Source organism: Shimazuella alba (assembly GCF_009831235.1).
Lineage (GTDB): Bacteria > Bacillota > Bacilli > Thermoactinomycetales > Thermoactinomycetaceae > Shimazuella > Shimazuella alba.
In genome coordinates, this window is record NZ_WUUL01000005.1 from 61,747 (window position 1) to 86,068 (window position 24,322).

At 38.5% G+C, this 24,322-nt stretch carries 21 protein-coding genes and 4 tRNA genes; 10 read left to right on the forward strand and 15 right to left on the reverse strand.

The genetic code is table 11. From position 1 onward, the window contains the following. Positions 1-3 precede the first annotated feature (3 nt). Complete coding sequence (locus GSM42_RS08780) at positions 4-1,125, reverse strand: HAD family hydrolase (RefSeq protein WP_160801176.1); 1,122 nt, start codon at positions 1,123-1,125, stop codon at positions 4-6. A 252-nt stretch (positions 1,126-1,377) separates the two neighbouring features. Between GSM42_RS08780 and GSM42_RS08785 the strand changes: the two genes are divergently transcribed. Continuing rightward, complete coding sequence (locus GSM42_RS08785; RefSeq protein ID WP_160801177.1) at positions 1,378-2,469, forward strand: L,D-transpeptidase family protein; 1,092 nt, start codon at positions 1,378-1,380, stop codon at positions 2,467-2,469. 767 nt (positions 2,470-3,236) lie between these two features. Here the strand turns inward: GSM42_RS08785 and GSM42_RS08790 are convergent. Next, a complete protein-coding gene (locus GSM42_RS08790; protein ID WP_160801178.1) occupies positions 3,237-3,557 on the reverse strand; it encodes a winged helix-turn-helix transcriptional regulator in 321 nt (106 codons plus the stop codon). Positions 3,558-3,737: 180 nt separating this feature from the next. On the opposite strand from GSM42_RS08790, the gene GSM42_RS08795 reads away from it, so the two are divergent. Further along, positions 3,738-4,739: an NADP-dependent oxidoreductase gene (locus GSM42_RS08795; RefSeq protein WP_160801179.1), complete on the forward strand. Its 1,002-nt coding sequence runs from the start codon at positions 3,738-3,740 to the stop codon at positions 4,737-4,739. 130 nt (positions 4,740-4,869) lie between these two features. Next, the gene (locus tag GSM42_RS08800) at positions 4,870-5,412 is read left to right on the forward strand and encodes a hypothetical protein (RefSeq protein ID WP_160801180.1); all 543 of its coding nucleotides are present in this window, start codon (positions 4,870-4,872) and stop codon (positions 5,410-5,412) included. A gap of 40 nt (positions 5,413-5,452) precedes the next feature. On the opposite strand, the gene nadA is transcribed toward GSM42_RS08800, so the two are convergent. The 3 genes from nadA to nadB are packed head-to-tail and all read right to left on the reverse strand — an operon-like array spanning position 5,453 to position 8,931. Next, a complete protein-coding gene (gene nadA / locus GSM42_RS08805; RefSeq protein ID WP_160801181.1) occupies positions 5,453-6,556 on the reverse strand; it encodes a quinolinate synthase NadA in 1,104 nt (367 codons plus the stop codon). Continuing rightward, positions 6,549-7,403, reverse strand: coding sequence for a carboxylating nicotinate-nucleotide diphosphorylase (gene nadC, locus GSM42_RS08810; protein WP_160801182.1), 855 nt, complete (start codon positions 7,401-7,403; stop codon positions 6,549-6,551). The genes nadA and nadC overlap by 8 nt, the downstream gene beginning before the upstream one ends. Then, positions 7,369-8,931 carry an L-aspartate oxidase gene (gene nadB / locus GSM42_RS08815; RefSeq protein ID WP_160801183.1) on the reverse strand — a complete coding sequence of 521 codons (1,563 nt, stop codon included), beginning with the start codon at positions 8,929-8,931 and terminating at the stop codon, positions 7,369-7,371. The genes nadC and nadB overlap by 35 nt, the downstream gene beginning before the upstream one ends. Before the next feature lie 173 nt (positions 8,932-9,104). Here nadB and GSM42_RS08820 point away from each other — a divergent pair, with 173 nt between their 5' ends. Both GSM42_RS08820 and GSM42_RS08825 read left to right on the forward strand, forming a co-directional pair. Further along, positions 9,105-10,250 carry a cysteine desulfurase family protein gene (locus tag GSM42_RS08820; RefSeq protein WP_237446533.1) on the forward strand — a complete coding sequence of 382 codons (1,146 nt, stop codon included), beginning with the start codon at positions 9,105-9,107 and terminating at the stop codon, positions 10,248-10,250. A 20-nt stretch (positions 10,251-10,270) separates the two neighbouring features. Further along, positions 10,271-10,930 (forward strand): hypothetical protein, encoded by a 660-nt coding sequence (locus GSM42_RS08825; protein ID WP_160801185.1) that lies wholly within the window; start codon positions 10,271-10,273, stop codon positions 10,928-10,930. A gap of 415 nt (positions 10,931-11,345) precedes the next feature. Here GSM42_RS08825 and GSM42_RS08830 read toward each other — a convergent pair whose 3' ends face one another. From GSM42_RS08830 to GSM42_RS08850, 5 genes are all read right to left on the reverse strand, one after another. Beyond that, positions 11,346-12,530 (reverse strand): MFS transporter, encoded by a 1,185-nt coding sequence (locus GSM42_RS08830; protein ID WP_160801186.1) that lies wholly within the window; start codon positions 12,528-12,530, stop codon positions 11,346-11,348. Continuing rightward, the gene (locus GSM42_RS08835; RefSeq protein WP_160801187.1) at positions 12,520-13,356 is read right to left on the reverse strand and encodes a MerR family transcriptional regulator; all 837 of its coding nucleotides are present in this window, start codon (positions 13,354-13,356) and stop codon (positions 12,520-12,522) included. The genes GSM42_RS08830 and GSM42_RS08835 overlap by 11 nt, the downstream gene beginning before the upstream one ends. Before the next feature lie 294 nt (positions 13,357-13,650). After that, positions 13,651-15,054: a dipeptidase PepV gene (pepV, locus tag GSM42_RS08840; protein ID WP_160801188.1), complete on the reverse strand. Its 1,404-nt coding sequence runs from the start codon at positions 15,052-15,054 to the stop codon at positions 13,651-13,653. Between the two features lie 236 nt (positions 15,055-15,290). Continuing rightward, positions 15,291-15,608: a hypothetical protein gene (locus tag GSM42_RS08845; protein WP_160801189.1), complete on the reverse strand. Its 318-nt coding sequence runs from the start codon at positions 15,606-15,608 to the stop codon at positions 15,291-15,293. 6 nt (positions 15,609-15,614) lie between these two features. Next, positions 15,615-17,108: a vWA domain-containing protein gene (locus tag GSM42_RS08850; RefSeq protein WP_160801190.1), complete on the reverse strand. Its 1,494-nt coding sequence runs from the start codon at positions 17,106-17,108 to the stop codon at positions 15,615-15,617. A gap of 159 nt (positions 17,109-17,267) precedes the next feature. Between GSM42_RS08850 and mnmA the strand changes: the two genes are divergently transcribed. Further along, positions 17,268-18,359 carry a tRNA 2-thiouridine(34) synthase MnmA gene (mnmA, locus tag GSM42_RS08855; RefSeq protein WP_160801191.1) on the forward strand — a complete coding sequence of 364 codons (1,092 nt, stop codon included), beginning with the start codon at positions 17,268-17,270 and terminating at the stop codon, positions 18,357-18,359. 608 nt (positions 18,360-18,967) lie between these two features. Here mnmA and GSM42_RS08860 read toward each other — a convergent pair. Next, positions 18,968-19,044, reverse strand: a tRNA-Arg gene (locus tag GSM42_RS08860). Between the two features lie 64 nt (positions 19,045-19,108). After that, positions 19,109-19,185: transfer RNA gene (locus tag GSM42_RS08865), tRNA-Arg, on the reverse strand. Positions 19,186-19,906: 721 nt separating this feature from the next. Here GSM42_RS08865 and GSM42_RS08870 point away from each other — a divergent pair. From GSM42_RS08870 to GSM42_RS08880, 3 genes are all read left to right on the forward strand, one after another. Next, positions 19,907-20,104: a hypothetical protein gene (locus tag GSM42_RS08870; protein ID WP_160801192.1), complete on the forward strand. Its 198-nt coding sequence runs from the start codon at positions 19,907-19,909 to the stop codon at positions 20,102-20,104. A gap of 1,084 nt (positions 20,105-21,188) precedes the next feature. Beyond that, positions 21,189-21,710, forward strand: a complete 522-nt coding sequence (locus GSM42_RS08875; RefSeq protein ID WP_160801193.1) for a hypothetical protein — start codon at positions 21,189-21,191, stop codon at positions 21,708-21,710. A 629-nt stretch (positions 21,711-22,339) separates the two neighbouring features. Further along, the gene (locus tag GSM42_RS08880; RefSeq protein ID WP_160801194.1) at positions 22,340-22,558 is read left to right on the forward strand and encodes a hypothetical protein; all 219 of its coding nucleotides are present in this window, start codon (positions 22,340-22,342) and stop codon (positions 22,556-22,558) included. 482 nt (positions 22,559-23,040) lie between these two features. Here GSM42_RS08880 and GSM42_RS08885 read toward each other — a convergent pair. Then, positions 23,041-23,114 (reverse strand) — tRNA-Cys (locus tag GSM42_RS08885). 274 nt (positions 23,115-23,388) lie between these two features. Continuing rightward, a complete protein-coding gene (locus GSM42_RS08890; protein ID WP_160801195.1) occupies positions 23,389-23,643 on the reverse strand; it encodes a hypothetical protein in 255 nt (84 codons plus the stop codon). Positions 23,644-23,716: 73 nt separating this feature from the next. Between GSM42_RS08890 and GSM42_RS08895 the strand changes: the two genes are divergently transcribed. Next, the gene (locus GSM42_RS08895; protein WP_160801196.1) at positions 23,717-24,133 is read left to right on the forward strand and encodes a YugN family protein; all 417 of its coding nucleotides are present in this window, start codon (positions 23,717-23,719) and stop codon (positions 24,131-24,133) included. 99 nt (positions 24,134-24,232) lie between these two features. On the opposite strand, the gene GSM42_RS08900 is transcribed toward GSM42_RS08895, so the two are convergent. Next, positions 24,233-24,306, reverse strand: a tRNA-Trp gene (locus GSM42_RS08900). Positions 24,307-24,322 lie beyond the last annotated feature (16 nt).

Sequence of the window (24,322 nt, forward strand, 5' to 3'; positions counted from 1 at the left end):
TAGTCAACCCGTTATCAACGATCTTAGTTGCCTTACATCGTCTAAAATATAGTCTGCTCCAAGCTCTTCAAATTTTGCACGTGCAGCTTGTCCGGTAAGTCCTGTTAATGTCGCGGCGAACCGGCAGCCCATTTTACGTGCAGCTAGAAAATCGGCAACAGAGTCTCCCACTACTAATACTTTGTCCCCATTTTCAATTGGAAGAGCAAGCTGCAAAGCAAGATTATCTGTTGTCTTTTCTCCGAGATATCCCAATACATAAGTAAAAGGATGTGGTTTCCCAAGCGGAGCTTCCTCTGGGTACGTATTCTCAGCTAATACCACATCTGAGGCTGTTACTATTCGATTTTCAGCAAAATAAGGCAACAACTTCATTTCACGAAGCGGTACTTCCATTTCTAAAAGAGGTCTTCCCGTACCGATCCCGAGCGTTATGTTTTGTGCCTGTAGATCAGCGAATAATTGCTGAAGCTCTTCGATAGGAGCCAAAGCTATCTCTTGAAATAAGAAACCCTTTTTCCCTTTTGTTCGCGCGTAACCTTCTTCTTGCCGGAACAGGTCTTCGCCAAAATACCATTCTTGATAAACAGAACTTCCTAACTCCCAAAGAGAGCTGATTCGTGAGAAATAATCTACATCAATTCCATATTGTCTTTTTACAAATTGATTGAAGTATACCAACAATTGATCTCGATTTAACTCCCCTTGTGATTCGTCAAATATAGAAGTAAAGATAGAGAAATCCGGTTTCAATCCATATGTATGTTTTTTTAATTCTAAGAGAGATTGTTCTGTGATCGGCTGAGAAAGCCAGTCTCTCGCAAATGAAGCGTCCAGTTTTTCGAGCAGCATCATTAATTGTGTGGTAAAAACAAGGTATACCATATCCCAATTGGCATTGATTCCTCGATCCTTCATCCAATCTAGAATCTTATCATCTTGAAAAACTTGCTTACGGATGGATCGAATTGTTTCTTCCTTTGGTGTTGTGGAATATTGATTGTTTGTAAGATGTAAAAAATGAGGACCGTACAGCAACTCCCAAACCGCTAGCGCTGATGCGTCAAAGCAGCGTTCTTCACTCAATATGACTCCATCTACATCAAATAAGATAAGTTGATACATATCGCTTCATTCCCTTTCAAAAAACGCTTTAATTCTTCTATCTTAAATGAGTATAGAAATAGAGTAAAGAAAACTTATCAAGCTGAATTTCGTTTTCAAATGAAAATCCAACTTATCTTATCTTCCCCATAAAAACATCACCAAAGTTAGTTAATTTTTAACATTTATCCACTCCAAATAGATAAAAAATTCGGTATGATGAGAGTACCTTCATGTGGAATGAAGGCGAGTTAGATTTGGAGGGAATTTAATTTGAGAAAGTTTAGAATCATCGGTATTTTGGTTGCTTTCGCCATGGTAATGTCCTTTATAGGATTACCAAAAGAATCATTTGCAGCCCCTGTCACCAAACAAATTGAGGTAAATAAAACAACCAACTATTTATATCTGTATGAGAACGGCAAAGTAATAAAAAAATACCGTGTTGCAACAGGAAAAACCAAAGAATTAACTCCTGAAGGAACTTTTCCCCTTGTAGTGAAAATCAAAAACCCTAGTTGGAAGAATGTTCCACCGGGTCCTGACAATCCATTAGGCCCTCGTTGGAATGGAATCAGTGTCAATGGAGATAACGGTAGATCTTATGGGATTCACGGAACAAACAATCCTAAGTCTATTGGAACGTACGCTTCAAATGGTTGTATTCGTATGCTAAGTAATCAAGTAACAGAACTCTACGATCTGATCTATGAAGGTGTACCCGTTTGGATTCACACGGGGACAAGTAATGGTATCTGGCGCGGAGATATGAGTGTCGGTTTAAAGCCGTCCACTGGATCTGTGAAAACGGTAAAAGATACTTATGCTTGGACTGGTCCATCCACTGGTTCCTTTAAAATAACCGCTGTTGCTAAAAATAAAGCACTAACCCGTACTGGAGTTTCTGGCAATTACACCCAAGTAAAACTAGCAAATGGCCGCCTAGGATTTATCTACAATGGAGATCTCAGCACTGGGCTTACCTTTAAATCTGCTTCTGGTTATGCCGAAGTAACAGTTGATAAGGCAAACGTTCGACAATCTCCAAGTCTTTCTTCCAATGTGATCGAAAAAGCAAAAAAAGGTTCACGTTATACTTTGCTCGCTGATAACGGAGAATGGTATCAAGTAAAAACAGCAAATGGCAAGATTGCTTATCTCAGTCACTTGGTAGCAAAAAAATGGGTAGTCACCGTAACAGCAAGTGTTGCTAACATTCGTGCAACTGCGTCGATGAAAGCTCCAGTTGTTGCAAAGGCAAACCGAGGAACGACAATAACCAAACTAGGTATGGTAGGAGAATTCCATAAAATACGCCTTGCGGACGGCACGATTGCTTATATCCATAAAACGGTTGCAAAATAAGAAGAACGACTCTGTTTGATAGCAGAGTCGTTTTTTTGTGTAAATTTGACATAAAGACATTTTAAATCCTTTGTGTATACATGTCTATATTCACTAAACGAAAAGAAATATACTATCGGAAAATGAAAAAGGAAATGAATAAAATAACTTCAGAGCATCATTTTCAGATACTGTAAAAAAATCTCCTTTTGAGCGTAAAGTAGAGCGACCTGCCGACATCCAAAGTTGTCAGCAGGTCACATGGTGCCCCTTCACTCAGGAGTTAGCTTCCTTTCTTTTTTCCAAGCGCTGCATCTGTCAACGCCTTCTGAGACGGGGTCTGCTGAGGCTTCTTCTTCGTATTCGGTAGATTTCCCTTACGGTTCTCGCGACCCTGGTGGTTAATACTACCCATATTTAAGCATCTCCTAAAGAAGAGGAAAGCGGAAATTGATTTCCCGCCTTATTTTCATTTATTTTATTGATAATTTGTTTCATAAAAACATCCACTCTGTTTCCTAAATGTAAATTAACTGTATCCAAAACGAACACTTTGTGTGGGAGCATATATGTTTCATCACTGTTATCTATTCTGCAATTTCCTTTTTTTTGAAAAATAAAAGATAACTTGAGTTCAAACGCAATCTCAAGTTATTTCTAAGTAATCCTTAATCGATCCCGTTATTCATAAACTTTCCAAAATTAATGAAAAACGAACTGGGGCCAGCTCAGTGGCTGAGTCTGTGTAAAAACGGTTTCGCTTTATCTGCACCTTTGATACTTCACGATTATTGTCTCCACTTTGATGCCCACTCGTCCATTCCTTGTAAAACGTTTTGAAAATCCATCCCTTTTTCTGATAAGGAATATTCTACGGTTATTGGTACAGTAGGAAATACTTTACGTTCAACAATACCAAATTGCTCTAAGTGTCTAAGTACATCTGTTAAAGACTGTGTTTTGATAAATGGTACGATTCTTTGCAGCTGTTTAAACCTTTTGGGGCCCTTGTAGAGTTCCACAAACACCGAGTGTGTCCACTTTGCACGAAGAATTTGCAATACTTCACAAATTGGAGGATTTAGTTCTTCTTCCTCTAAGGTTCTCAAAACCCAAACCTCCTTACAAAAAATAAGTTATTCAAAATAAATGGATTTTATCCAGTTCATTTGCCTTCTTACATTATGATCATAAGCATTTTATACTTCACAGTAGAAAACAAATTATGCAATGTTACATGTATGGTATATCAAATAACTCTGCATGAAAACATGAAGGAGAGATTAACCATGATAACAAATCGAAAAATTATACTAATGAATAGACCAACAGGAAAACCGTATAAAACAAATTTTGAATTTACCGAAGAATCACTCCAGCCTATAACAAACAAAGAAGTAACAGTAAAAACCCATTACTTATCTGTTGATCCTTATTTGCGTAATACGATGCGAAAGGAAAAATTTGTAGGACCTCCCGCACCACTAGGCGAAGTATTTGGTGGCGGAGCTGTTGGAGAAGTAGTAGAAACCAATAGCGATCTATTTCAAAAAGGCGATTATGTTTCAGGTCATTGGGGCTGGCAGACATACGCAAATGTGGAAGATAATCAAATAACCAAATTAAATGCTGAATTAGCTCCTATTTCAACAGCACTTGGAGTTCTGGGAATTGCTGGTTTAACTGCATACTTTGGAATGATAGAAATTGGAAAACCAAAAGCAGGCGAAACCGTAGTCATATCTGGAGCTGCTGGATCAGTTGGAATGCTTGCTGGTCAAATTGCCAAAATACATGGGGCACGAGTAATTGGGATTGCTGGTTCAAATAAAAAAAATTGTTACCTAAAGAATGAGCTCCGTTTTGATGGAACGATTAATTACCAAGCCACAACTAATTTGAAATCAAGTTTACAGCAAGTTGCTCCTAATGGGATTGATGTGTACTTTGACAATGTTGGGGGAAATATTTCTGATGCTGTTATGCCACTTATTAATTCTGGTGCACGAATACCCATCAGTGGACAAATATCTCAATACAACCTGGAGAAACCTGAATTAGGTCCGAGGATTGGCATGTTCCTAGTCAAAAATAATGCTCTTATCCAAGGTTTTGCATATATGCAATATGAATCACATTTTCCATATGCATTAGAGACTTTGAGTAAATGGATCAAAGATAACAAACTTAAATATAAAGAACATATAGTAGAAGGTTTTGAAAATACCCCAAAAGCATTTGAAGGTCTATTTTCTGGTGAAAATATAGGAAAACTTCTCGTCAGGATATGATTACTCCAACTTTTTTACCATTTTATTGAAATTACAAAACCAGTTTGTGATAAAACACAAAGTGGTTTTGTTTGTATTTGCATTCCTATATAATAAAAAAGTGACAAAATTAAAAACATGAGGTGTACCAATGAAAAAACGGTTGAAATTTGGACTTATGCTGACTTTGTTATTTTCCGTCTTTCTTCTTACTACAGGTTGTTTCGGAGGTCTAGATGACGCCCAAAAAGCAAGTGCTACGTATATAAATGCATTTTTTGCTAAATCTGAAAAGCCAACCGCAGAGGAACGATATCAAAAAATAGTATCTGTTGTATCTGCTAATTATGATAATAGCCCAGCAGACCCAGAAAACACCAGTGAAGCCCTCAGTTTTATTCAGAAACAAATGTTCAATGGAATAAGTACTCCCTATTTTATAGCCGATAATCCTAAACAACCACAGTCCGACACACGCCGCGTTGTTATTGTGAGATTTCCAAAAGGAACATTTACAGAAGATGTATTTAGTGGCGGAAGTGATGAAGATTCTTATGTCAACTTTGTGATAAACAAAGAAGGAGATGATTGGAAAATCATCGATATGGACGATTTAAATAGTGAAGATAGAGAAGCAATGAAGAGAGAGAAAATCGAGTGGAATGAAGTGGAACCTACCGACTACTTAAACTAAAAAAGTTGGAGAGGTACCTCTCCAACTTTTTTAGTTTCTTTTATTTGCCCGCTTGAAACATACGATCCAATGCCATTTTCGACCAATATATAATCTCTGGATCCACTTCAATTTGGTTAACTGGATTTCCTTCTACCACACTCTCTAGCGCCCAAAGAAGATGAGGACGATCAATTCGATTCATTGTAAGACATGGACACATGGTTGTACTTAATAGCTCAATATGTTTATCTGGATGTTCCTTTGCTAGACGTCCTACCAAATTCACCTCTGTCCCAATCGCCCATTTGCTGCCAGCTGGAGCAGCCTCTATCTTTTTAATAATATAATCAGTTGAGCCGTTAAAATCGGATCGTTGGACAACTTCAAACGAACATTCTGGATGGACTAAAACTTTTATTTCGGGATCACGTTTTCGCACCTGTTCAATATGAGTGGTAGTAAACTTTTGATGAACACTACAATGACCTTTCCATAAAATCATGCGCACATCGTGTAAATCCCCTTTAACTGCTTCCAGTTTAGCAGTATGAGGGCTCCAAATTACCATTTGTTCGAGTGGAATATTTAACTGTCCAAAAGCCGTATTACGCCCTAAGTGTTGATCAGGTAGAAATAAAATTCGTTTCTTTTGCTTGAATGCCCAAGTCAACACCTCTTTTGCATTAGAGGAAGTACAGGTAGTTCCTCCATGACGACCAACGAAAGCTTTGATTGCAGCGGTTGAGTTTACATATGTGACTGGAATGATTGTCTCTCCAAACTCTTCTACTAATAAATCCCAAGCCTCTTCTACATCTTCTATATCCGCCATATCTGCCATGGAACAACCTGCTTGTAGATCTGGCAATATAATTATTTGTTCATCTGCAGCTAATGTATCTGCAGTTTCTGCCATAAAGTGAACTCCGCAGAAAATAATAACCTTTGCGTCCCGTTCTCTTGCACCAATTTGCGACAGCTTCAGCGAATCCCCACGAAAGTCGGCATATTGAATTACATCATCGCGTTGGTAGTGATGTCCGAGAATAACTAGATCGCTTCCTAGGATGGCTTTTGCACTTTGAATTCGTCGATCCAGTTCCTCATCAGAAAGTTGGCGATAAACTTCTGGAAGCTGCAGATCAGATTGCATATTAATCATTTATTTCTGTCCCCTCTTCGACAAAATCCAAGCTAATATCGAGCGCTGTTGCAGAATGAGTTAGGTAGCCTACAGAAACAGCATCTACTCCGGTTTCTGCGATACTACGGATCGTTTCAGGAGTGATTCCGCCTGATGCTTCTGTCCAAACTCTTCCATCAATCATGGCAACTGCTTTTCGCAGTGTCTGTACATCCATGTTATCTAGTAATAAAGCATGAATTGGTAATTGCACTGCTTCTGCAACCTGTTCCAATGTATCTGCTTCTACTTCAATTTGAACCATATGACCTACTTGCTCCCGAACTTTCTCGACAGCTCTTTCTAAACTGCCAGCAAACGCAATGTGGTTATCTTTCAACATAACGCCATGACTTAATCCAAAACGATGATTCGTACCTCCGCCCATTCGCACCGCGTATTTCTCAAGTTGTCTCAATCCTGGAGTGGTTTTCCGTGTATCTAATACACGACAGGATAAACCATCTAACTTATCTACCAACTGACGGGTGAGTGTAGCAATTCCAGACATACGTTGTAAAAGATTTAAGGCAACTCGTTCAGCAGTGAGAATTGCTTTGGTAGAACCTGTCATAACTGCAATCGTCTGAAACACTTCTACTTGTTGTCCTTCTGCCACAGCTGGCTGAAAATCAAAAAAGGGATCCAACTCTTGAAAAACTTGCGCAATAATTGGTAAACCAGCAATAACACCTGGTTGTTTTGCTAAAAGAATTGCTGAACTTTGGTGATTTGATTCTACCAACGATTCTGTTGTAATATCACCTGTCCCGATGTCTTCGTTCAACATATCACGAATGGATTGACGCAATTGAATTGGGTTCATGCTGTAGTTTCTCCTTCACTTTATACTGTCTTAAAGCCCAATCTACTAGTGTTTCAGGGTAATCCGATCGGAAATGTCCACCCCGGCTTTCTTCTCTCCAAAGAGCAGATTTTATAATTATTTGTGCAACTTGTAACATATTTTGGGATTCTAAATAAGTTGGTGGTAATTGTTCAGAAATGGATATTAATTCCTCTAGACCTTGTTCCATCTCCGATTTCACACGTACAATCCCGGCATATTTCCACAATATGTCTTGGATTTGTTGTTTCCATTTTTCTTCTTTTTGTTTATCATTGCACAATCTTATGGAGACTTCATCCTCTTGCCATGATGAAAAGAGAAGAGGTGGGAAAGAGATTATCTTTTTAGCAACTTGCCTAGCAAACACTGCTCCTTCCAATAAGGAATTACTCCCTAATCGATTTGCTCCATGCACTCCTGTACAAGCTACTTCTCCACATGCAAACAAACGGCTTATGGACGTTTGACCAGATAGATCTGTCTTTATTCCTCCCATAACAAAATGAGCAGCAGGTGTTACTGGGATCAGATCAACTCTTGGGTCAATTCCAACCTGCATACAAGTTGCAAATATCGTAGGAAATCGTTTTTCAAAATTTCCTTTGATACTAGTTGCATCTAGATAGACCTGATGTCCATTCTTTGTTTCTTGGTAGATCGCACGAGAAACTACATCTCTGGGAGCTAAATCACCCCACTCTGAATACTTCTTCATGAAGGGGACACATTCTTCTGTTACCAAAATTGCTCCTTCACCGCGTACTGCTTCAGAAATTAAAAACATCGGATTTTGATCTACGTTCAGGGCAGTGGGATGAAACTGAACAAATTCCATATCAGCTAATACTGCTCCTGCTCGATAAGCCATAGCGAGTCCATCGCCCGTTGACACTATATCATTGGTTGTATATCTATAAACTTGCCCGCAACCACCAGTAGCCAAAACAACACCAAAACGTGCAAAATAACGATTTGCCCCTGTTTCCTGATCTACCGTAAGTGCACCGACACACTGCTCGTTTTGCATGATGAGATCAACTACCATCGTATGGGATACAAATGAAATAGAAGGTTGCTTCTTTGCGCACAACAATAAGGAGTCCATAATTCCTTTTCCTGTTGCATCCCCAGTAACGTGTAAAATACGCGCTTTACTGTGAGACCCTTCTTTAGCTAATGCAAACTCGGCCCCTTCTCTATCAAATCGTGTCCCCCAATCTGCAAGTAGCGAAATAATCTCAGGTCCCTTACGAACAAGCATATCAACAGATTTCCCATCTGCGTGCCCAACACCTGTACGCATTGTATCCTCCAGATGTAATTCGGGAGAATCCTCGTCACCAATTGCTGCTGCAATACCTCCTTGCGCTCGATAAGAATTACATGCCTCTTCATTGGATTTTGTGATAATTATCACATGACCGTGCTGTGCAAGCGATAACGCAGTAGTTAATCCAGCTATTCCGCTGCCAATAACTAGGAAATCTGTCACTCTTGCTGTCATATTCGTGCATCCCTTCACAAAAAAATCATTTGTTCACACAACTATCACTTTTATTTTCGCAGGATCTGAGATAATGTCAACAAAAATTTCATCAGTCTGTACGGTTCTCTTTTCGATATAATGGTTAACGTGAAGTACAATGATATCGTCTATATAAGGAATGGATGGTGAACATGGCTCTGTATCTTGACTATGGTGCAACTAGTCCTGTACGAAAAGAAGTTTTAAACGCAATGCTTCCCTTTTTCTCAGAACGTTATGGAAATCCAGGCAGTATCCATGATATGGGAAGTCAAGCTTATACACATATACAGCTAGCTAGAGAGCAGTTAGCTTACGCTTTAGGAGCTTCATCATCCAGAGAAATTTTGTTTACCAGCAGTGGAACAGAAGCTAACAACTTAGCAATTATAGGAGCAGCTCTCCATAACAAAAAACGCGGTAACCACATCATAACTACAGCAATAGAACACCCCTCTGTATTGGAAGCATGTCGCTTTTTGGAGCAAAGCGGTTTTTTGATAACTTATCTGCCCGTTGATTCCTATGGGCGAATCAGTATATCTGATATGAAAAAAGCTATTAAAGCCGATACCATATTGGTCAGCGTCATGGCTGCAAATAATGAAGTAGGTACCATTCAACCTATTAAAGAAATTTCGTATTTGTTAAAAGGAAAAGATATTCTTTTTCATACAGATGCTGTACAATTTTTTGGTAAGTTACCTTGTAAAGTTACCGATTTGGGAGTTGATCTATTATCGACTGGTAGTCATAAAATATATGGCCCAAAAGGCATTGGGGCACTTTTTGTTCGAAAAGGAGTACGACTTCAACCGTTGCTATATGGCGGTGGGCAAGAAAGAAATTGGCGTCCAAGTACTTTAAATACACCTGCAATTGTGGGTTTCGGTAAAGCTGCATCACTTTTGACTGAAGAATTGGAAGAAGAGAGCATACGACAATGTCAGTTGCGTGACTACTGTTGGCAGCAATTGCAACAACTCGGGGATAATGTTGTTCTGAATGGACATCCGACGAATCGTCTACCAAATAATCTGAACGTAAGCTTTCAAAGGTTAGAAGGACAAGCGATCTTACTCGAATTAAATCGAAAGCAAATCTATGTTTCAAGCGGCTCGGCCTGTAGTGCTGGTAAACATGCCCCCTCTCATGTACTTATGGCAATGGGCAATGATTTGGATAATGCTTATCAAAGTTTACGATTTACTCTAGGAAGAGAAACAACGAAAGCTGATATCGATTACTTATTAACAGAACTAAAAAAAATTACCCATTATTTAAAATCAATTATATAGGAGGGATCAAATCATTAAATATGTGGAATAAATTTCCGAAAGCAGCGCGAAGCTTGCTTATCACAACCATTATCTCAGCTGTTTTATGGGTACTGTATATTCTTATGCAGCAATGGAATTACCAAAAGCCAGATCAAGTTTATCTTATTGGAACTAATCTGTCTTATGGATTATCTTTTTTATTTTTCTTTGTGTTGATTATATTTTTGCTTTCTTTTATTCAACATCGATTTGATGCGAAGAAATTGCGAGTTCGATTTATTTTCTTTTCCATTTTTTATCTCATCATGGGACCTTTAACCTTGCTTGGCTTTGATAACTATTTACTCCTTACACAAAAAGGAATTGCGTACAATAATTTTTTCGATATTGAAGATGCAAAAATAAAAGAATGGCATGAAATCAATCAATTAGAATTAGACTACATGATCAATGAACATAAAAACATCTATACCCAAGATGATCTTCGTCTTTTGTTTACCATCCGCTACGATGATGGTACATCGATTGATCTGAACAATTATAATTCACCACTTTATCGCAGAGACCAATTTTTGAAGATATATTCTGTATTGAAAAAGAATGACATCCTAATAAAAGTAAAAAACCCCTTACCTAAAAACTTTAATGATGCAGATTCTTATTTAAATACTTTATTTTCTACAAAGCCCACTTCATGAACGAAGTAGGCTTTGTATGGAAAAAAATGAAAGCGTTTTCTATTTTCTATTGATTATTATCAGAAAAATATATTAAATTTATATAAAAGGTCCTTTCATCTGATTGGAGAGCATCATGCGTGACCCTGACTTCTTCATCGAGCAGAGAAAGAAATGGAAGGGCTTGGGTAACAGTGGATTTTACTGATTATTACCCACCATAGCGACGACAGATACTTTTAAGGGGAGTATCTGTCGTCGCTGAAATTTTAGAAACTTCTATTTCTTTAAGTTTATAATTAACGATTTAACATTAATTTTTTCTATTATGATAAACTCTTCTCGAATATTATGATAAGACTTTGGTTTTGGCTTCCTACTTTACCTATCACTGCGTCTAATAAAACAACAGAAGGGCTTGATTAAATAGCATAGCTTACTTTGTGTTACTATTAGCTAGATCTTTAGAGGCTCTCTCAAAAGCAAATAAAATTGTCGCCATTAGTAAAGCTAGAATCACAAATCCTAATCCCATCCAACCAAGATTCAAAACAGATGATATGTTTATTACATATCCCCCTAATGCTGAACCTAATGCGAATCCAAATTGAATGAAAGACGTGTTTACACTTATACCAATATCGGGAGATCTCGGTACTTGTGTCACTAAATATAATTGCTGTGCCGGTGATGTACCCCACGTTGCCAACATCCAAATCATGATAACAGCAATGAAACCAACTAAAGATAATAGCCCACCAATCAAAGAAAGCAGCAGTAACATAATAGCTTGTAGTAGCAACCCTATAAAAATGGTAAACTTAGGTCCTTTTTTATCAACAGTCAACCCCCCTACTCTCGAGCCTAAAAAACTGCTTATACCTGCTAGAAGTAGAACTCCGCTAATTTCCGCGATGACAAGGTTTGATTGTCCTTGTAAAAAAGGGGTCAGGTACGTAAATAATGTTGAGTATCCACTTATATAAAACAGCGTGATGATCACAGTTATCACAACTTTTTTATTTTTTAATACCGATAATTGCTTCCCTATTGTGATAGATTCTTTTTCTTTTATAGACGGGACATTCTTAAAGACAAAAATAAAGGGTATGAGTGTCAATACTCCAGCTGCGATAAATAGTCCTCTCCATCCAATTATGCTGCTAAGAAAGGTTCCAATTGGAACACCCAGTACAAGAGAACTACTTAACCCCATCAAGATGATTCCTATCGCATTTCCTCTTTTATCTTTTTCAACAAGGCGTGTAGCTACAGCCATTGCAACTACTGTTACAATTCCCCCGCTGACCCCCTGTAAGACTCGTGTAAAGAGCATCATTTCATACGAAAAGCTTGAGAAGGATAAAAAAGTGCTTGCGATAAAAACAAGAAGCATAGAAAGTAATAGTTTTTTTCTGTCTACATTAATGGTCAGAGCGATAATAATAGGTGCACCAATTGCCGACGATAGAGCAAAAGTCGTTACAAGCAATCCAGTTGAAGAAGTCGATACATGGAGATCGCTAGAAACCATTTGTATAATACCTGTGATAATGTATTCAATCGTTCCGATTAGAAATACGGCAAGTGCAAGTATATAAACTAACATTCTATTTTTCATGGTTGTTCTCCCCGCTTTCGATCGGAATTTGAATTTCAATTAATTGAATGTCTTCATTCGCTGACATCGGCAGATACACTTCTCTTCCAGGTTGATCTATTTTGATCTGATATCCATTTCGCTCAATCCAAAATGCTAAATCAACACATGCAGTACACGCCCTAGCCGAATCTGAGCGAAAGAGAAGTGTTGCCATGGATGATTCTGCGGGTAAAGATTGTATATTAAGGTTTCCTGGAAGAAAAGAGCTGTCTCCTTTATAAGCGTAACCAACCTCCAATTCAAACTCATCATCTTTGTTATTCGACTCTCTCCATAAAACTATTTGCGGTTCTGTAATTATTGAGCGGTGTCGTTTTTCTAATAATTGATCGAGTGTGTTGAAAAGACTCGGTATGTCTTCCGTTGATCCAGTTGAATAGAACGAAACAATTTGTTGTGAATTAATGGCTTTAATAATTACCTCTTGCTCCTTCTCTGCACATCCTTCAGCTTCAATCAAATTCATGCGTTCTTTAATACGGTTTAATTTTGATTGCTCCATTTCAATCATCTGCTTGATTTCACATTTTTTAAGTTTGAACATTCCTCGAATCTGTTCCAAGGAAATATCTTCATGCAAAAGATGAGTAATTTGTTGTAGAGTAAAGCCTAATTCTTTATAAATAAGGATACGATTTGCTTCAAAAAGCTGTTCTGCGGAATAATATCGATACCTAGTGCCTTGATCAACTTTTACCGGTTTCAAAATCCCAATTTGATCGTAATATCGCAGTGTTTTCAACGGAATCTTGCTCAACATGGAAAACTCACTAATTCTAAACAATGTAATCCCCCAATTCGTATGTTTGTTTGAGTATATACCTTCCAGTACGGGGGAAAGTCAACATTTATAACAAACAGTCAAAGCCAACACTCAATCAGTCTCACTTTAAAAATTTTAATATTCCTTCAATTTGTCTGAGTAACTTCTACCTTATGGGCATTAGTTTAGGTCTACTCTTCAGTTGTTCGCAAACAGACCAAAATAAATTACATACAGTAGCAGGGAAATATCTTCACGCCTATATCAAAAAAAGCTTGAATTCCATAAAGAAATTCAAGCCGCTCATAAACTTTTTTACTTTGCCAATTCATAAATTGCTTGCGCATAGATCGCTATCGCACGAATCAAATCATCTACATCGATATATTCATCCGTTTGATGTGCCGTTTCTACTTTCCCTGGAAAAATCGGACCATATGCAACACAGGTAGGAAGTGCTCTTGCATAAGTCGCACCTGCTACCGCTAAGGACTGGGAAGGTTTACCTGTTTGTTCTTCATATACACGAGCTAAAGTTTGAACTAATGGATGATTGTTGTCAAAGGAATGCCCAGGTTTATTATCGACAGAAGTGGCTTCTAGTCCAAACGGAGTTATTTTTTCCTTTAACTGTTCAATCAATTGTTTCCCATCTGCATGTATGGGATAGCGTACATTTACCCGAATGTATTGTTCTTTTCCAAGTACATATCGATAGACACCAACATTCACCGTTAGTTTCCCAACAATATTATCCTCTGTCACCATATCTAGCTTTTCACCAAAAATCCCATCTATGAAACAATCGTTTATCATTTGTACATATTGATGACCTTGCCCGTCTAGTTGTAAAGCGACTAAAAATCTAGCTAATTCTAAAGCAGCACTCAGTCCTTTTTCTGGTTCTGAACCATGATGCGCTCGACCATGTAAAACCAGTTTGAGATGTTCATCAGCTTCTTCCGCATATCCTTCTATATGATGTTTCATTAAGAAATCTTGATATGCTTCCTTCAGTTCAAATACATCTCCACTGCCGCCTAAAATAGCTGTGGCGTATTCTGGAACCATGTTTACTCGTTGTCCAGACTCAAACTTTTGTAAGATCCACTCACTACTGTCATTGCCTTCCTTTAGCGGGCCAGAAAATTGTACATCTAAAAACCCTTTTTCAGCAGTAATGATTGGAAACTCTGCGTCTGGTGTAAATCCGACTGTTGGAGTCTCCTCATGTTTCAAATAATAATCCATGCATCTCCAATGGGTTTCTTCATCTGTACCCAAGATCAAACGAACGCGTTTCGACAATGGCAATCCCAGTTCTTTAATGATTTTAAGTGCAAAATAAGAAGCCATTGTCGGTCCTTTATCATCTGTCGCTCCTCGAGCATAGAGTTTTCCACTGCGAATCTCTGGGGAAAATGGCGGAGATGTCCATCCTTCTGTAGCAGGTACGACATCAATATGGGTCAGAATACCAACAATCTCTTCACCTGCTCCATATTCGATGTGACCTGCATATCCATCTAAATTTTTAACAGTGAATCCATCTGATTTTCCTAATTCCAGCATGAACTGCAATGCATCGTTGATCGACTTTCCAAATGGAGCATCTTTTGTTGCTGTGGAATCATCCAACACACTTGGTATCTCCAAAAAATCTATTAATTTATTTAAAAAAACATCCTTCTTTAATTCTGCTTCTTGTATCCATTTCATTATTAATTCCTCCTGTCGTACTACACCATATGTATCTAACGCCGAATTTTAACGTTGTCACAAAAAAATAGGCCTTTTTAGAGTTTACCCTATTCATATGAGAAAAGTCGAAATTAGTTTGTTCTATTTTGCACATGAGCAAAACTATCTTAAAAATACATTATGCCACATATAACATAAAAATTTCCATTTTTTCAATCCAGAACAAAAAACTACCCCGAAGGGTAGTTTTAAATCTAAGCATGTACACTTTTGGCCAGAAAATTACCTTCTATCCACAAGTACAATAAATTCAAATCGCAAATGCAACTGGAGATTTCATTCATTTCGCCCATAAGGTCATAAAACCTTGTCTCATCTACTCGATCCAGGTGTTCAAAATAATCCATATATGTTCGCTCGAATGTTTTTATTGCTTCTGGTATTTTTGCACATACTTTTTGACACATCAATTCAAATTCAGCTTGTTCATGGTCACTGAGTTCTTCGTAGGGAACAAATAAAACAGGTTTCATCACACCTAAACGTTCATCCTGTTTTAAAGAATATTTCATTGTACTCTACTCCTCAGAATTGTTGTTGGGTGGATTTTCGATTACTTTTTTAGCTTGGTCTAACAATCCTTTTTTCTGCTTTTCATATTGCTTCAGATTCTCTTTGCTTTGTTTCCATTTTTGATCAATATCTTGTATTGCATTTGTAAATGATTGTTCCAACTCAGCTTCCTTCGCATGCCATTTTTGTTCCGTAAACCCTTTTACACCCTCATACCGACTATCAATCCAACCTTTGATCTTTTTGTATTCTAAGGCATTAATTTTCTTTTGGTTCTTGATCAAAGTATTCGCATCGGATAATCTTTGGTGTTCTTGATTTAAGTTTGTAACGATTTCCTGATATTTCAGATCAAGTCTATCGTTGGATACTTGATACCCCTTCACCATTTTTTGGATAGTCCGTAACTGCCAAGGTTCATTGATTTGTTTCACTTCATTTGCATGCACACGGGCTATTTGTTGCAAATCAATCAAATTATCCATTGGCTGATACTCACCACCGGTAGCTTCAGCTAAGTGAGTAAGCTCATTTTCATCTTTGGTTGGAACATCAATGCCAACTACATTAACCATTACACCCAATTTGGATGCACGCATCGCGTTAATTTGCTGCTCTAAATCTGCTCCACATGTATCTGAGCTATCAGCCAAAACATAAATGATATTTTCATTATTAGCTTTTTGCCGTTTTGCAAGATCAATCATGGATGCATGTAATGCTTCTACCAATGGACTCCAACCGATTGCTTTTTCTTTCGCGAAGTTTTCTTCCAGCTTTGAAACTAGTGTAGGACCTGCTTGATAAATAGGTTGGGTTTTCGTGCAAGAGACCTGTTTATCTTTTTTACGAGGCCCTCCTTTGTGTCCAAAAAGTCTTACAGATACAAAAGTATCTTTTGGAAGCAGCTTTATGTAACTAGACGTATACTGCTTGGCCCACTCATATCGGGATTTCCCTTTAAAATCTTCTGCCATAGTAGAACTAGCATCTACTAAAATAACAACATTACTAGGTTTAGGTGATTTAGGAGTAGCCGAACTTCCGCCTGTCCGCACAGTAGCTGCTTCTCCATGCTCCATCACACGCATCTTGGCTTGGTAATTTGGACCGATCATCGAAGATAAGCTATCTAAATCATTTTTATAATTTTGTCCAACCAATCCAAGTAAATAGGCGTAAACAGCATCTTCTGCTAATCCCTCAGGCATAACTTGCAAAGCTTGATTGACGCTACTGGCTTCATACGGAACAGTAGCATATCTGCCTTTCCCTTTATCTTCTAATATATTTTTTAGAACAGGGGAAGGTGTGGGAGGTGTAAAACCTTCTTCATATAATTGTTTCTCTTCATTTGCATTGTCTCGAATATCCGTTTTCTTTTCACTTACATTTTTCACTTGATTCCCTGTAACTTGCTGAATTTGTTCGATTACAAGTGAACATCCAGCCGTCAGAGAGAGGACAAAAATGAAAAGTAAAATCTTAACAAATCTCATATTACCCCCTACCGCCCAACAGTGCTGTTATAAGCTTACTGGATCATACTTGGTTTGACAACCATCGTCACCATGATTACCTTTGATTGGTCACATTTTGCGTAAAAGGTCGTCTTGCCGTATAATGAATGAAAATCATAATAGAATGTGTGATGACAGATGGACAAAAATAAAATTCGTGTAGTAGTAGGTATGTCTGGGGGAGTGGACTCTTCTGTAACAGCTTATTTACTCAAACAACAAGGATATGACGTAGTCGGTTTATTTATGAAAAACTGGGATGATACCGATGAGTTCGGACACTGTACTGCCACAGAGGATTATGAAGATGTACGGCGTGTTGCTACTCAAATTGGCATCCCTTATTATGCAGTAAATTTCGAGAGAGAATATGCGGATAAAGTGTTCCAATACTTTCTTGATGAATATAAAGCAGGGAGAACGCCTAACCCAGATGTGATGTGTAATCGAGAAATAAAGTTTGGAGATTTTCAAGAAAAAGCAAAACAATTGGGGGCAGACTACATCGCAACAGGTCACTATGCGAGAGTACATCATAGTGATCAAGGTTCTTCTCTACTGAGAGGATTGGACCCTACAAAAGATCAATCTTATTTTCTATATGCTGTACATCATGTGCAGCTAGATAATGTCCTCTTTCCAATCGGTCACCTCCAAAAATCAGAGGTACGAAAAATTGCCGAAGAAGCAGGACTCGCAACCGCAAAGAAAAAAGACAGCACAGGTATCTGTTTTATTGGAGAGAAAAATTTTCGTCAATTTCTTAGTCAATACCTTCCTGCGAAGCCTGGTGAGATTCAGACGATGGAAGGGAAACGCATCGGAACACATGACGGTCTCATGTACTATACACTCGGTCAACGCCAAGGCCTGCGGATCGGCGGATTCGAGAATGGTTCTGGGGAACCTTGGTTTGTAGCAAAAAAGGATGTTGAATACAATATTTTATATGTTGTACAAGGACAAGATCATGAGTCTCTCTTTTCCGCTGGTCTTACGGCTAGCCATCTAAACTGGTTACTGGCTGAACATCCGAAAGAAACATTTAACTGTACTGCAAAGTTTCGCTATCGCCAAGTAGACGTTCCTGTCACAGTCATTCCAAACGAAGACGGAACAGTAACAGTAAATTATGCAGAAAAAGAAAGAGCTGTTACACCTGGACAGTCTGTCGTATTTTACGATGGAGAAAAATGTTTGGGCGGAGGGATTATCGAATCTACTTTTTAATAGAGGTGTGAAACCTCTTTTTTTTGTGTCATTTTGCTGAAATTTCAAATTTATGGTATTATATTGTTACAAATTGTTATGAACAGGAGTGACTGGATGAAAAAATACAATACACGTCCCCATTATATGTTGTCATTGTTTTATGGGAAACTATCATCTTATCGAACACATTGGATTACTTCTACTTTTGTCTGTCTCCTGATCTTCTTTATTTTTCTTATTTATATGTATCAGTTTCTTTCCAAAACTTACATATTTCCTAAAAAACTCTCCTTTTTGCCAACTGTGATGACTACAAAAGCAACGCTCCCACTTTTGTCTGTACATAGGAAACATAAAATTTACACTTGTGAAAACACCAGAGACCATAAAACAAAGAAAGAACCTGTGAGAAAATCTCCCTCTAATGTGCACATAAATTCGCTTTCCTCCTCTAAGAGAAAACCAGCCAATCTGGATAATCCCAGAAAAAACACCGAAAATAAAACATACTCACTCAAACATTTTGAAATAAAACGCTCTAAAAATTCCTTTCATGCTTCTATCTTGTTGACTTATAAAAATAAATACAAAAAAAGATGAAAGCACGAGGCTTTCATCTTTTTATTTGGCGGGCCCTAGAGGAGTCGAACCCCTAACCTTCTGATCCGTAGTCAGACACTCTATCCAGTTGAGCTAAGGGCCCATATTTGATTTTTCCTTAAATTACTGTTGGGTTAACTAGTCTTAAAAATAAAGTTGTTGAAAAATGGCGGGCCCTAGAGGAGTCGAACCCCTAACCTTCTGATCCGTAGTCAGACACTCTATCCAGTTGAGCTAAGGGCCCATATGATTTTCAACAACGAAATTTATCATAACTCTTTTATAATAAAAAGTCAAGCATTTTTTATGACTTGAAATCTTACAAACAAAATTGTTATGTAGAGGTAACCGAATTATTTCAATCGAACTTATTTACCACTGAACTATTTTAACATGTACTCGTTTAAAGCACAACACCCAGATTTTAAAATTTTGTCGGAGATGAATGTCCATCATGCAAAGAAAGAACCTCATGGGCAGGAAAAAAGCATCTACCATCTCGCCGGTGTGATGTACTACACCGATAACTGGAAAGACCGCGCCCATCATCCTTCACGATTAGGAGAAAACCAGATTGGAGTGATCTGCTACGACACGGTTTTCTCGTACACCGATGGAACCGTTGTGTGCCGCACTTGGCAGATGAAGGGGCAAGAGAACATCCGCTACGTAGGATATACCCGTTTTTACCCACTTGACAAGGGATCGCGAGGAGTCAACTTCGAACCGCACAAAGTCGAAAGTGGTCACATCACGGTTCTTAGGGAAGATAGAAACGCGCAAGAAGTGTCGCGATTTCGAAAATCTTCGAGTCAGTTGAACAACACTGGGCATCCAATCTATAAAAGGACGCCCAGAAATATTTCCAAAGGGAATAATTTCTCAATAAACACCCCACCAAATAATGATTTGTATTATACTGTTTACAAGTTGTAACACTGACCTCTCCAACAAGGAGTACCAACATGGCTTACAACCTCACGGACGCTGATGCAAAGAAGGTGGAAGACTTCCTCTCCCGCGCTGAGGAGATGGCAGAAGAGGCGTACAAACTCTCCAAGAATGGATACGCACCAGACTATCACCTTGTGCAGATGTACACCAGCACTTCTGAATCCTACTCTCAGCTCGCCGAGAAGTACGCCAAAGTGAAAGAGCTCTAAAAGGTCAGTCCCCACATAGTAAGAGCACTCCTGTGCCAATGTGCGCTGTTCAACCAACGCACCTATGTGGGACTACTTTTATATTCATCGATAAACTAAACACCGAAACGAATATATTATCTTAATATTCTATTAATATGAATTTATTGAACCAGTTCACATTCTGATGGTTAGATGCTCTAAACTGCCAAAAATCATTTGGTGTGCAAATTCCGTTTTAATAATTTTTAAAGTGTATTCCGTGACAGCATCATCCCTTCCTACTGAGTAAGCGATTAATATTGAATGTTTCTAATGTTTCCTTGATGACTTGGTTTTTAAAACTCCTTTCCTCGATCTATATGAAACATTTGTAGTTGAAGAAAATCTCCCCGAACCGATGCAAAAAACCGCGCAACCAACTCTTTATTCTTCTGATAACCTATCATGAATTCAATAATCCCCCAATTGAAAAGATCAACCAGGACTCATATGTAATTCCATTTATATCGGACTCAGACATAAGTTAAATCACTGACCACCACCTTTTCACTTCTTCTTGGTGAAACTGACTATTTAAATTGAGCTTTGTTTAAGAAGAAACAAGGTCTTACTTTACTCCTTCATAATCCACCAATTCGTCGTCTAAACACGATGAACTCCCTCTTATATAATTCCGCTTTAATTTTCCGTATTAGGTCATAGTGTATGTGACCTATTTTTCTGTGTCCAGATAAGTGTAGAAGATCCCCCCAACCATCTACATGAAGAGGTGAGGGGTCTTAGAAACTTTCATCTACTGACGAAATATTTACTAAGCTTGTAACGTAGTTTCTACGCTAAGAAATTTTATTTCTCCGTTCAAAACCTCGCACCTATTTCTGTAAAAACTACCAATTAGAGTTGTAATTATTTGAAAAATACAACTCCAATTGATATAGTATTTCACAGAAGGTTCTAATCCTTCCCTTCAATACAAGTCTGGGTCCCTGTGTATGTATGCTCAGTTTTCAGCTCTGAGCTCATACACAGGGACCCAGACTGGCAGTTACTTGAAACTGTTTGTTTGGTGATCCCTCTATAACTTAATAAGGGGTTTTACCACATGAAAAAGTTCACATTGAAGCGTTACAACCTCACCAAGGCTCAAGTTAGGAAGAATTGTACCGATAAGGAAGGCAACTGGCTTCCTGGGGTGCTTGGAATCCTAATGATTGACAAAGGTATCAATGACCGCGGTGAAGCGAGAGGATTCTTAGAAGTTTTGGAGATTCCGTCTGATATGATCCAGCTGATCCTCGAAGATATTGAACCTGAATTGGTTCGAAATCTTCAACGAGTTGAGCAGACTCAGGTCAAGGAAGGTACGGAAGCTAAGAGTTCTCCCACGCCAGACACAAAGCTGCAAATGGCAACAACAATATTTGCCGCTCTGTTAGGGATATTTTTTACTACCTTCCCCAGTATTCTTGTTTCATTGATAGTGACAGACAAAGACCTCACTGGTCGAGTTCTCACCTATCTCAAAGAGTACTTCTGGGTTTTCCCGCTTGGCGTAGTAGCTCTGGTCATTGGAACGGTGTACGTTTTCCGTAAAATTTTTTCTGTCAAACAGTCTCAAAAGTAACCCACCAATTGAAGGAGATCATGTCTCGAGTAGACATGGTCTTGCTGATACCAACCCAGAAAGAGGATTCCTTCTTTCTTGCAAAATATAAAAACACACATCCATAGTTGGATGTGTGTTTATTTTAAAAGACGGAATCCATCAGGTCTGCCAAACAGTCTCAAAAGTAACCCACCACAGATATACTTATTTTTAACTTAATTTGGGGTCCCTGATGGATAGCGTCATTATAACACGGGTGGAAGTATATAGCAAATTAATTCAGGAATGATCAGAATATTATTTTAATCATGACTACCCGTAAAACGTGTGGTTTACTCAAGGCTTAAAAGTTTTACAGACATCCGTCATAAACATTTCGTTCTAATGTAATAAACACGCTGAATTTAAGGGTTTCCCATCCGCAAAAACTCTACATACGTCTTCTAACGTAATTAACTCGCCACTCAACCACACTATTTATATCTATTTATCGCTTCCCAAAACGAAAGAGAGCAAATTTGCAGTTTAACATATAAACCGGTGTATACCAACGAATATCCGCACTAGTTAAACGTTATCCCATTGAAAATATACTGAAAACAAATTAAACTAAAGTTAGTCATAACCTACCCCTACAGGAGGCTCCTGTGTCCGCTCGCGCTGAAATCGCTCCTGGTGTCCACTTCGACGGTGAGACGCTGGTTCACACCGTCGTGGACGAGTTCGGTCCTGCCGAGTTGAGGTTCAACGTCGCCCTGGCTGACATGTTCTCGACGCCCTACTTCTTCGCAGACGAGAAGGGCAGCGAGCGTTACGTCGACCCGGTAACGGGAGAGGTGACGGGCAAGATCGCCCCACGCCGCTAGTTGAGCACACAAGAGCCCACAGGACAACTCCTGTAGCTGTGCTCCACACGGAGTACACCTGAGCAACTGCTTCCATGAAGCGGCTGTTCGGGCTCGATTATAATATTTATGCACATAAATTTGACATCCTTTCCTTCGGAATAACGCAAATAGAACACCATTGAGTCTTTTCACGGTAAAAAACACCGCTGGAGTACTATGTACCTTTCAGCGGATTTTTAATGCCTTTATACAGCAAATTATTTTTTTCAGCAGTGGGAATTTGTTATTTTAGTATATATCTGGCGGCAATTGGATAGAAAACAGGTAGACTAATCCATCTGTTTACAGCAGTTCTACCCCTTAAACCTTCTGCTGCGACAAGCTGTAACAGGGGTTTTTCACCTTTTATTTCACGAACTAAAAAAGCACCTGCCCTATCCCGTTTATGACAACGGTTTAGACACGTGCTCACGCAGTTACCCACGTTTTAAAATATGAGATGGAGGCGGCACCCGGATTTGAACCGGGGATAAAGGTTTTGCAGACCTCTGCCTTACCACTTGGCTATGCCGCCATATGAAAAATTACGTATTTTTCCTTCTATTTATGTGGTTCATTTAATTTAACCGCCATTCATCAGACACTTGAATAGTCTACCATATTCTCCGAAAAAGTCAATACCATTTTTGGAAAAGGCATAAATCAATTTGAAATAATAGCAATTATTCATCGTTAGCTATTTTACGTAAAAATCAGTGACTAGACGATATCCATTGACACCAGTTTGTCGTCCTCACCTTCTTTAGCGTATAAAAAACACTAGGTGAAACGGACGAGTGCCCTTTCTCTTACTTTAGTCCAGATTCGAAAATCCCCTTGGTATGAAAGGTGATCCCTTCATACTCCAAAAGACCGCCTCCTATCCGAAGATACTTGATGGCAGATCTATTTTCATTGTCAATTCGGACATTCTTCTCAGCGATCTTGCCATTGTAAAGATGTCCATACCAGTTGTACGTTAGCTTCATACCTTTATTGGTAGTGATCTCTCTCCGTTGATTTCTGGCAGTGAAGTCACTATTTTCCCTTATCATTATAAACACAAACGCTCTACTGTGTCTTTTATGTATGAGAAAACATAAAACTTCAAACACTAGACCAGAAAGGAGTATACACATGATACCGATTGATTCCCCTATGGAAGGGAAACAACTGCAATTTGATACGATATCTCAAAAATTAGAACAAGATGATTTTCATTTAGGTGGAGGTTATACATATGATCATGGTTATTTTGACAAAGCTTTAGATTGGGAAGAAGAACAAGGGAATCGATACTTTCTTCGTGTACCTGTCTATCAAGTTAATGGGGATATCGGAGATCCAGATACATTAGTCCAAATCGGAAAACCTTTTGTCATCAAGCATGAATTTCGAACTCGTACCAATGATCCAAATGGAGATGCTGGTGTATTCAGCGGTTTGGTAGATCAGTTTACCACTCCGATCCCTGCGGAAGATGACCCAATTGATCCAAAATGGATCTCACGAGCAAAAGATATCCTGATCCATGTCGAAAATAAACTTATGTAGAATATTTACAACCCTAAAGAGTTGGTTTCCCCTATCAATCATTTAGACAAAAAAATGTTACTCCGGATATAGAGCAACATTTTTTACTACTTATTATTCTGGCAGGGGCGGTAGGAATTGAACCCACACTGGAGGTTTTGGAGACCTCTGTTCTACCATTAAACTACGCCCCTAAAACTTAACCACCAA

What these genes read in the sequence shown, in the direction of transcription:
- nadA (WP_160801181.1), bottom strand. Translation starts at nt 6,556, where the DNA reads ATGATTAATATGCAATCTGATCTGCAGCTTCCAGAAGTTTATCGCCAA.
- GSM42_RS08845 (WP_160801189.1), bottom strand. Translation starts at nt 15,608, where the DNA reads ATGAAATATTCTTTAAAACAGGATGAACGTTTAGGTGTGATGAAACCT.
- mnmA (WP_160801191.1), top strand. Translation starts at nt 17,268, where the DNA reads ATGGACAAAAATAAAATTCGTGTAGTAGTAGGTATGTCTGGGGGAGTG.
- GSM42_RS08825 (WP_160801185.1), top strand. Translation starts at nt 10,271, where the DNA reads ATGTGGAATAAATTTCCGAAAGCAGCGCGAAGCTTGCTTATCACAACC.
- GSM42_RS08795 (WP_160801179.1), top strand. Translation starts at nt 3,738, where the DNA reads ATGATAACAAATCGAAAAATTATACTAATGAATAGACCAACAGGAAAA.
- nadB (WP_160801183.1), bottom strand. Translation starts at nt 8,931, where the DNA reads ATGACAGCAAGAGTGACAGATTTCCTAGTTATTGGCAGCGGAATAGCT.
- GSM42_RS08850 (WP_160801190.1), bottom strand. Translation starts at nt 17,108, where the DNA reads ATGAGATTTGTTAAGATTTTACTTTTCATTTTTGTCCTCTCTCTGACG.
- GSM42_RS08870 (WP_160801192.1), top strand. Translation starts at nt 19,907, where the DNA reads ATGGCTTACAACCTCACGGACGCTGATGCAAAGAAGGTGGAAGACTTC.
- GSM42_RS08800 (WP_160801180.1), top strand. Translation starts at nt 4,870, where the DNA reads ATGAAAAAACGGTTGAAATTTGGACTTATGCTGACTTTGTTATTTTCC.
- GSM42_RS08820 (WP_237446533.1), top strand. Translation starts at nt 9,105, where the DNA reads ATGGCTCTGTATCTTGACTATGGTGCAACTAGTCCTGTACGAAAAGAA.
- GSM42_RS08895 (WP_160801196.1), top strand. Translation starts at nt 23,717, where the DNA reads ATGATACCGATTGATTCCCCTATGGAAGGGAAACAACTGCAATTTGAT.
- nadC (WP_160801182.1), bottom strand. Translation starts at nt 7,403, where the DNA reads ATGAACCCAATTCAATTGCGTCAATCCATTCGTGATATGTTGAACGAA.
- GSM42_RS08830 (WP_160801186.1), bottom strand. Translation starts at nt 12,530, where the DNA reads ATGAAAAATAGAATGTTAGTTTATATACTTGCACTTGCCGTATTTCTA.
- GSM42_RS08875 (WP_160801193.1), top strand. Translation starts at nt 21,189, where the DNA reads ATGAAAAAGTTCACATTGAAGCGTTACAACCTCACCAAGGCTCAAGTT.
- GSM42_RS08780 (WP_160801176.1), bottom strand. Translation starts at nt 1,125, where the DNA reads ATGTATCAACTTATCTTATTTGATGTAGATGGAGTCATATTGAGTGAA.
- pepV (WP_160801188.1), bottom strand. Translation starts at nt 15,054, where the DNA reads ATGAAATGGATACAAGAAGCAGAATTAAAGAAGGATGTTTTTTTAAAT.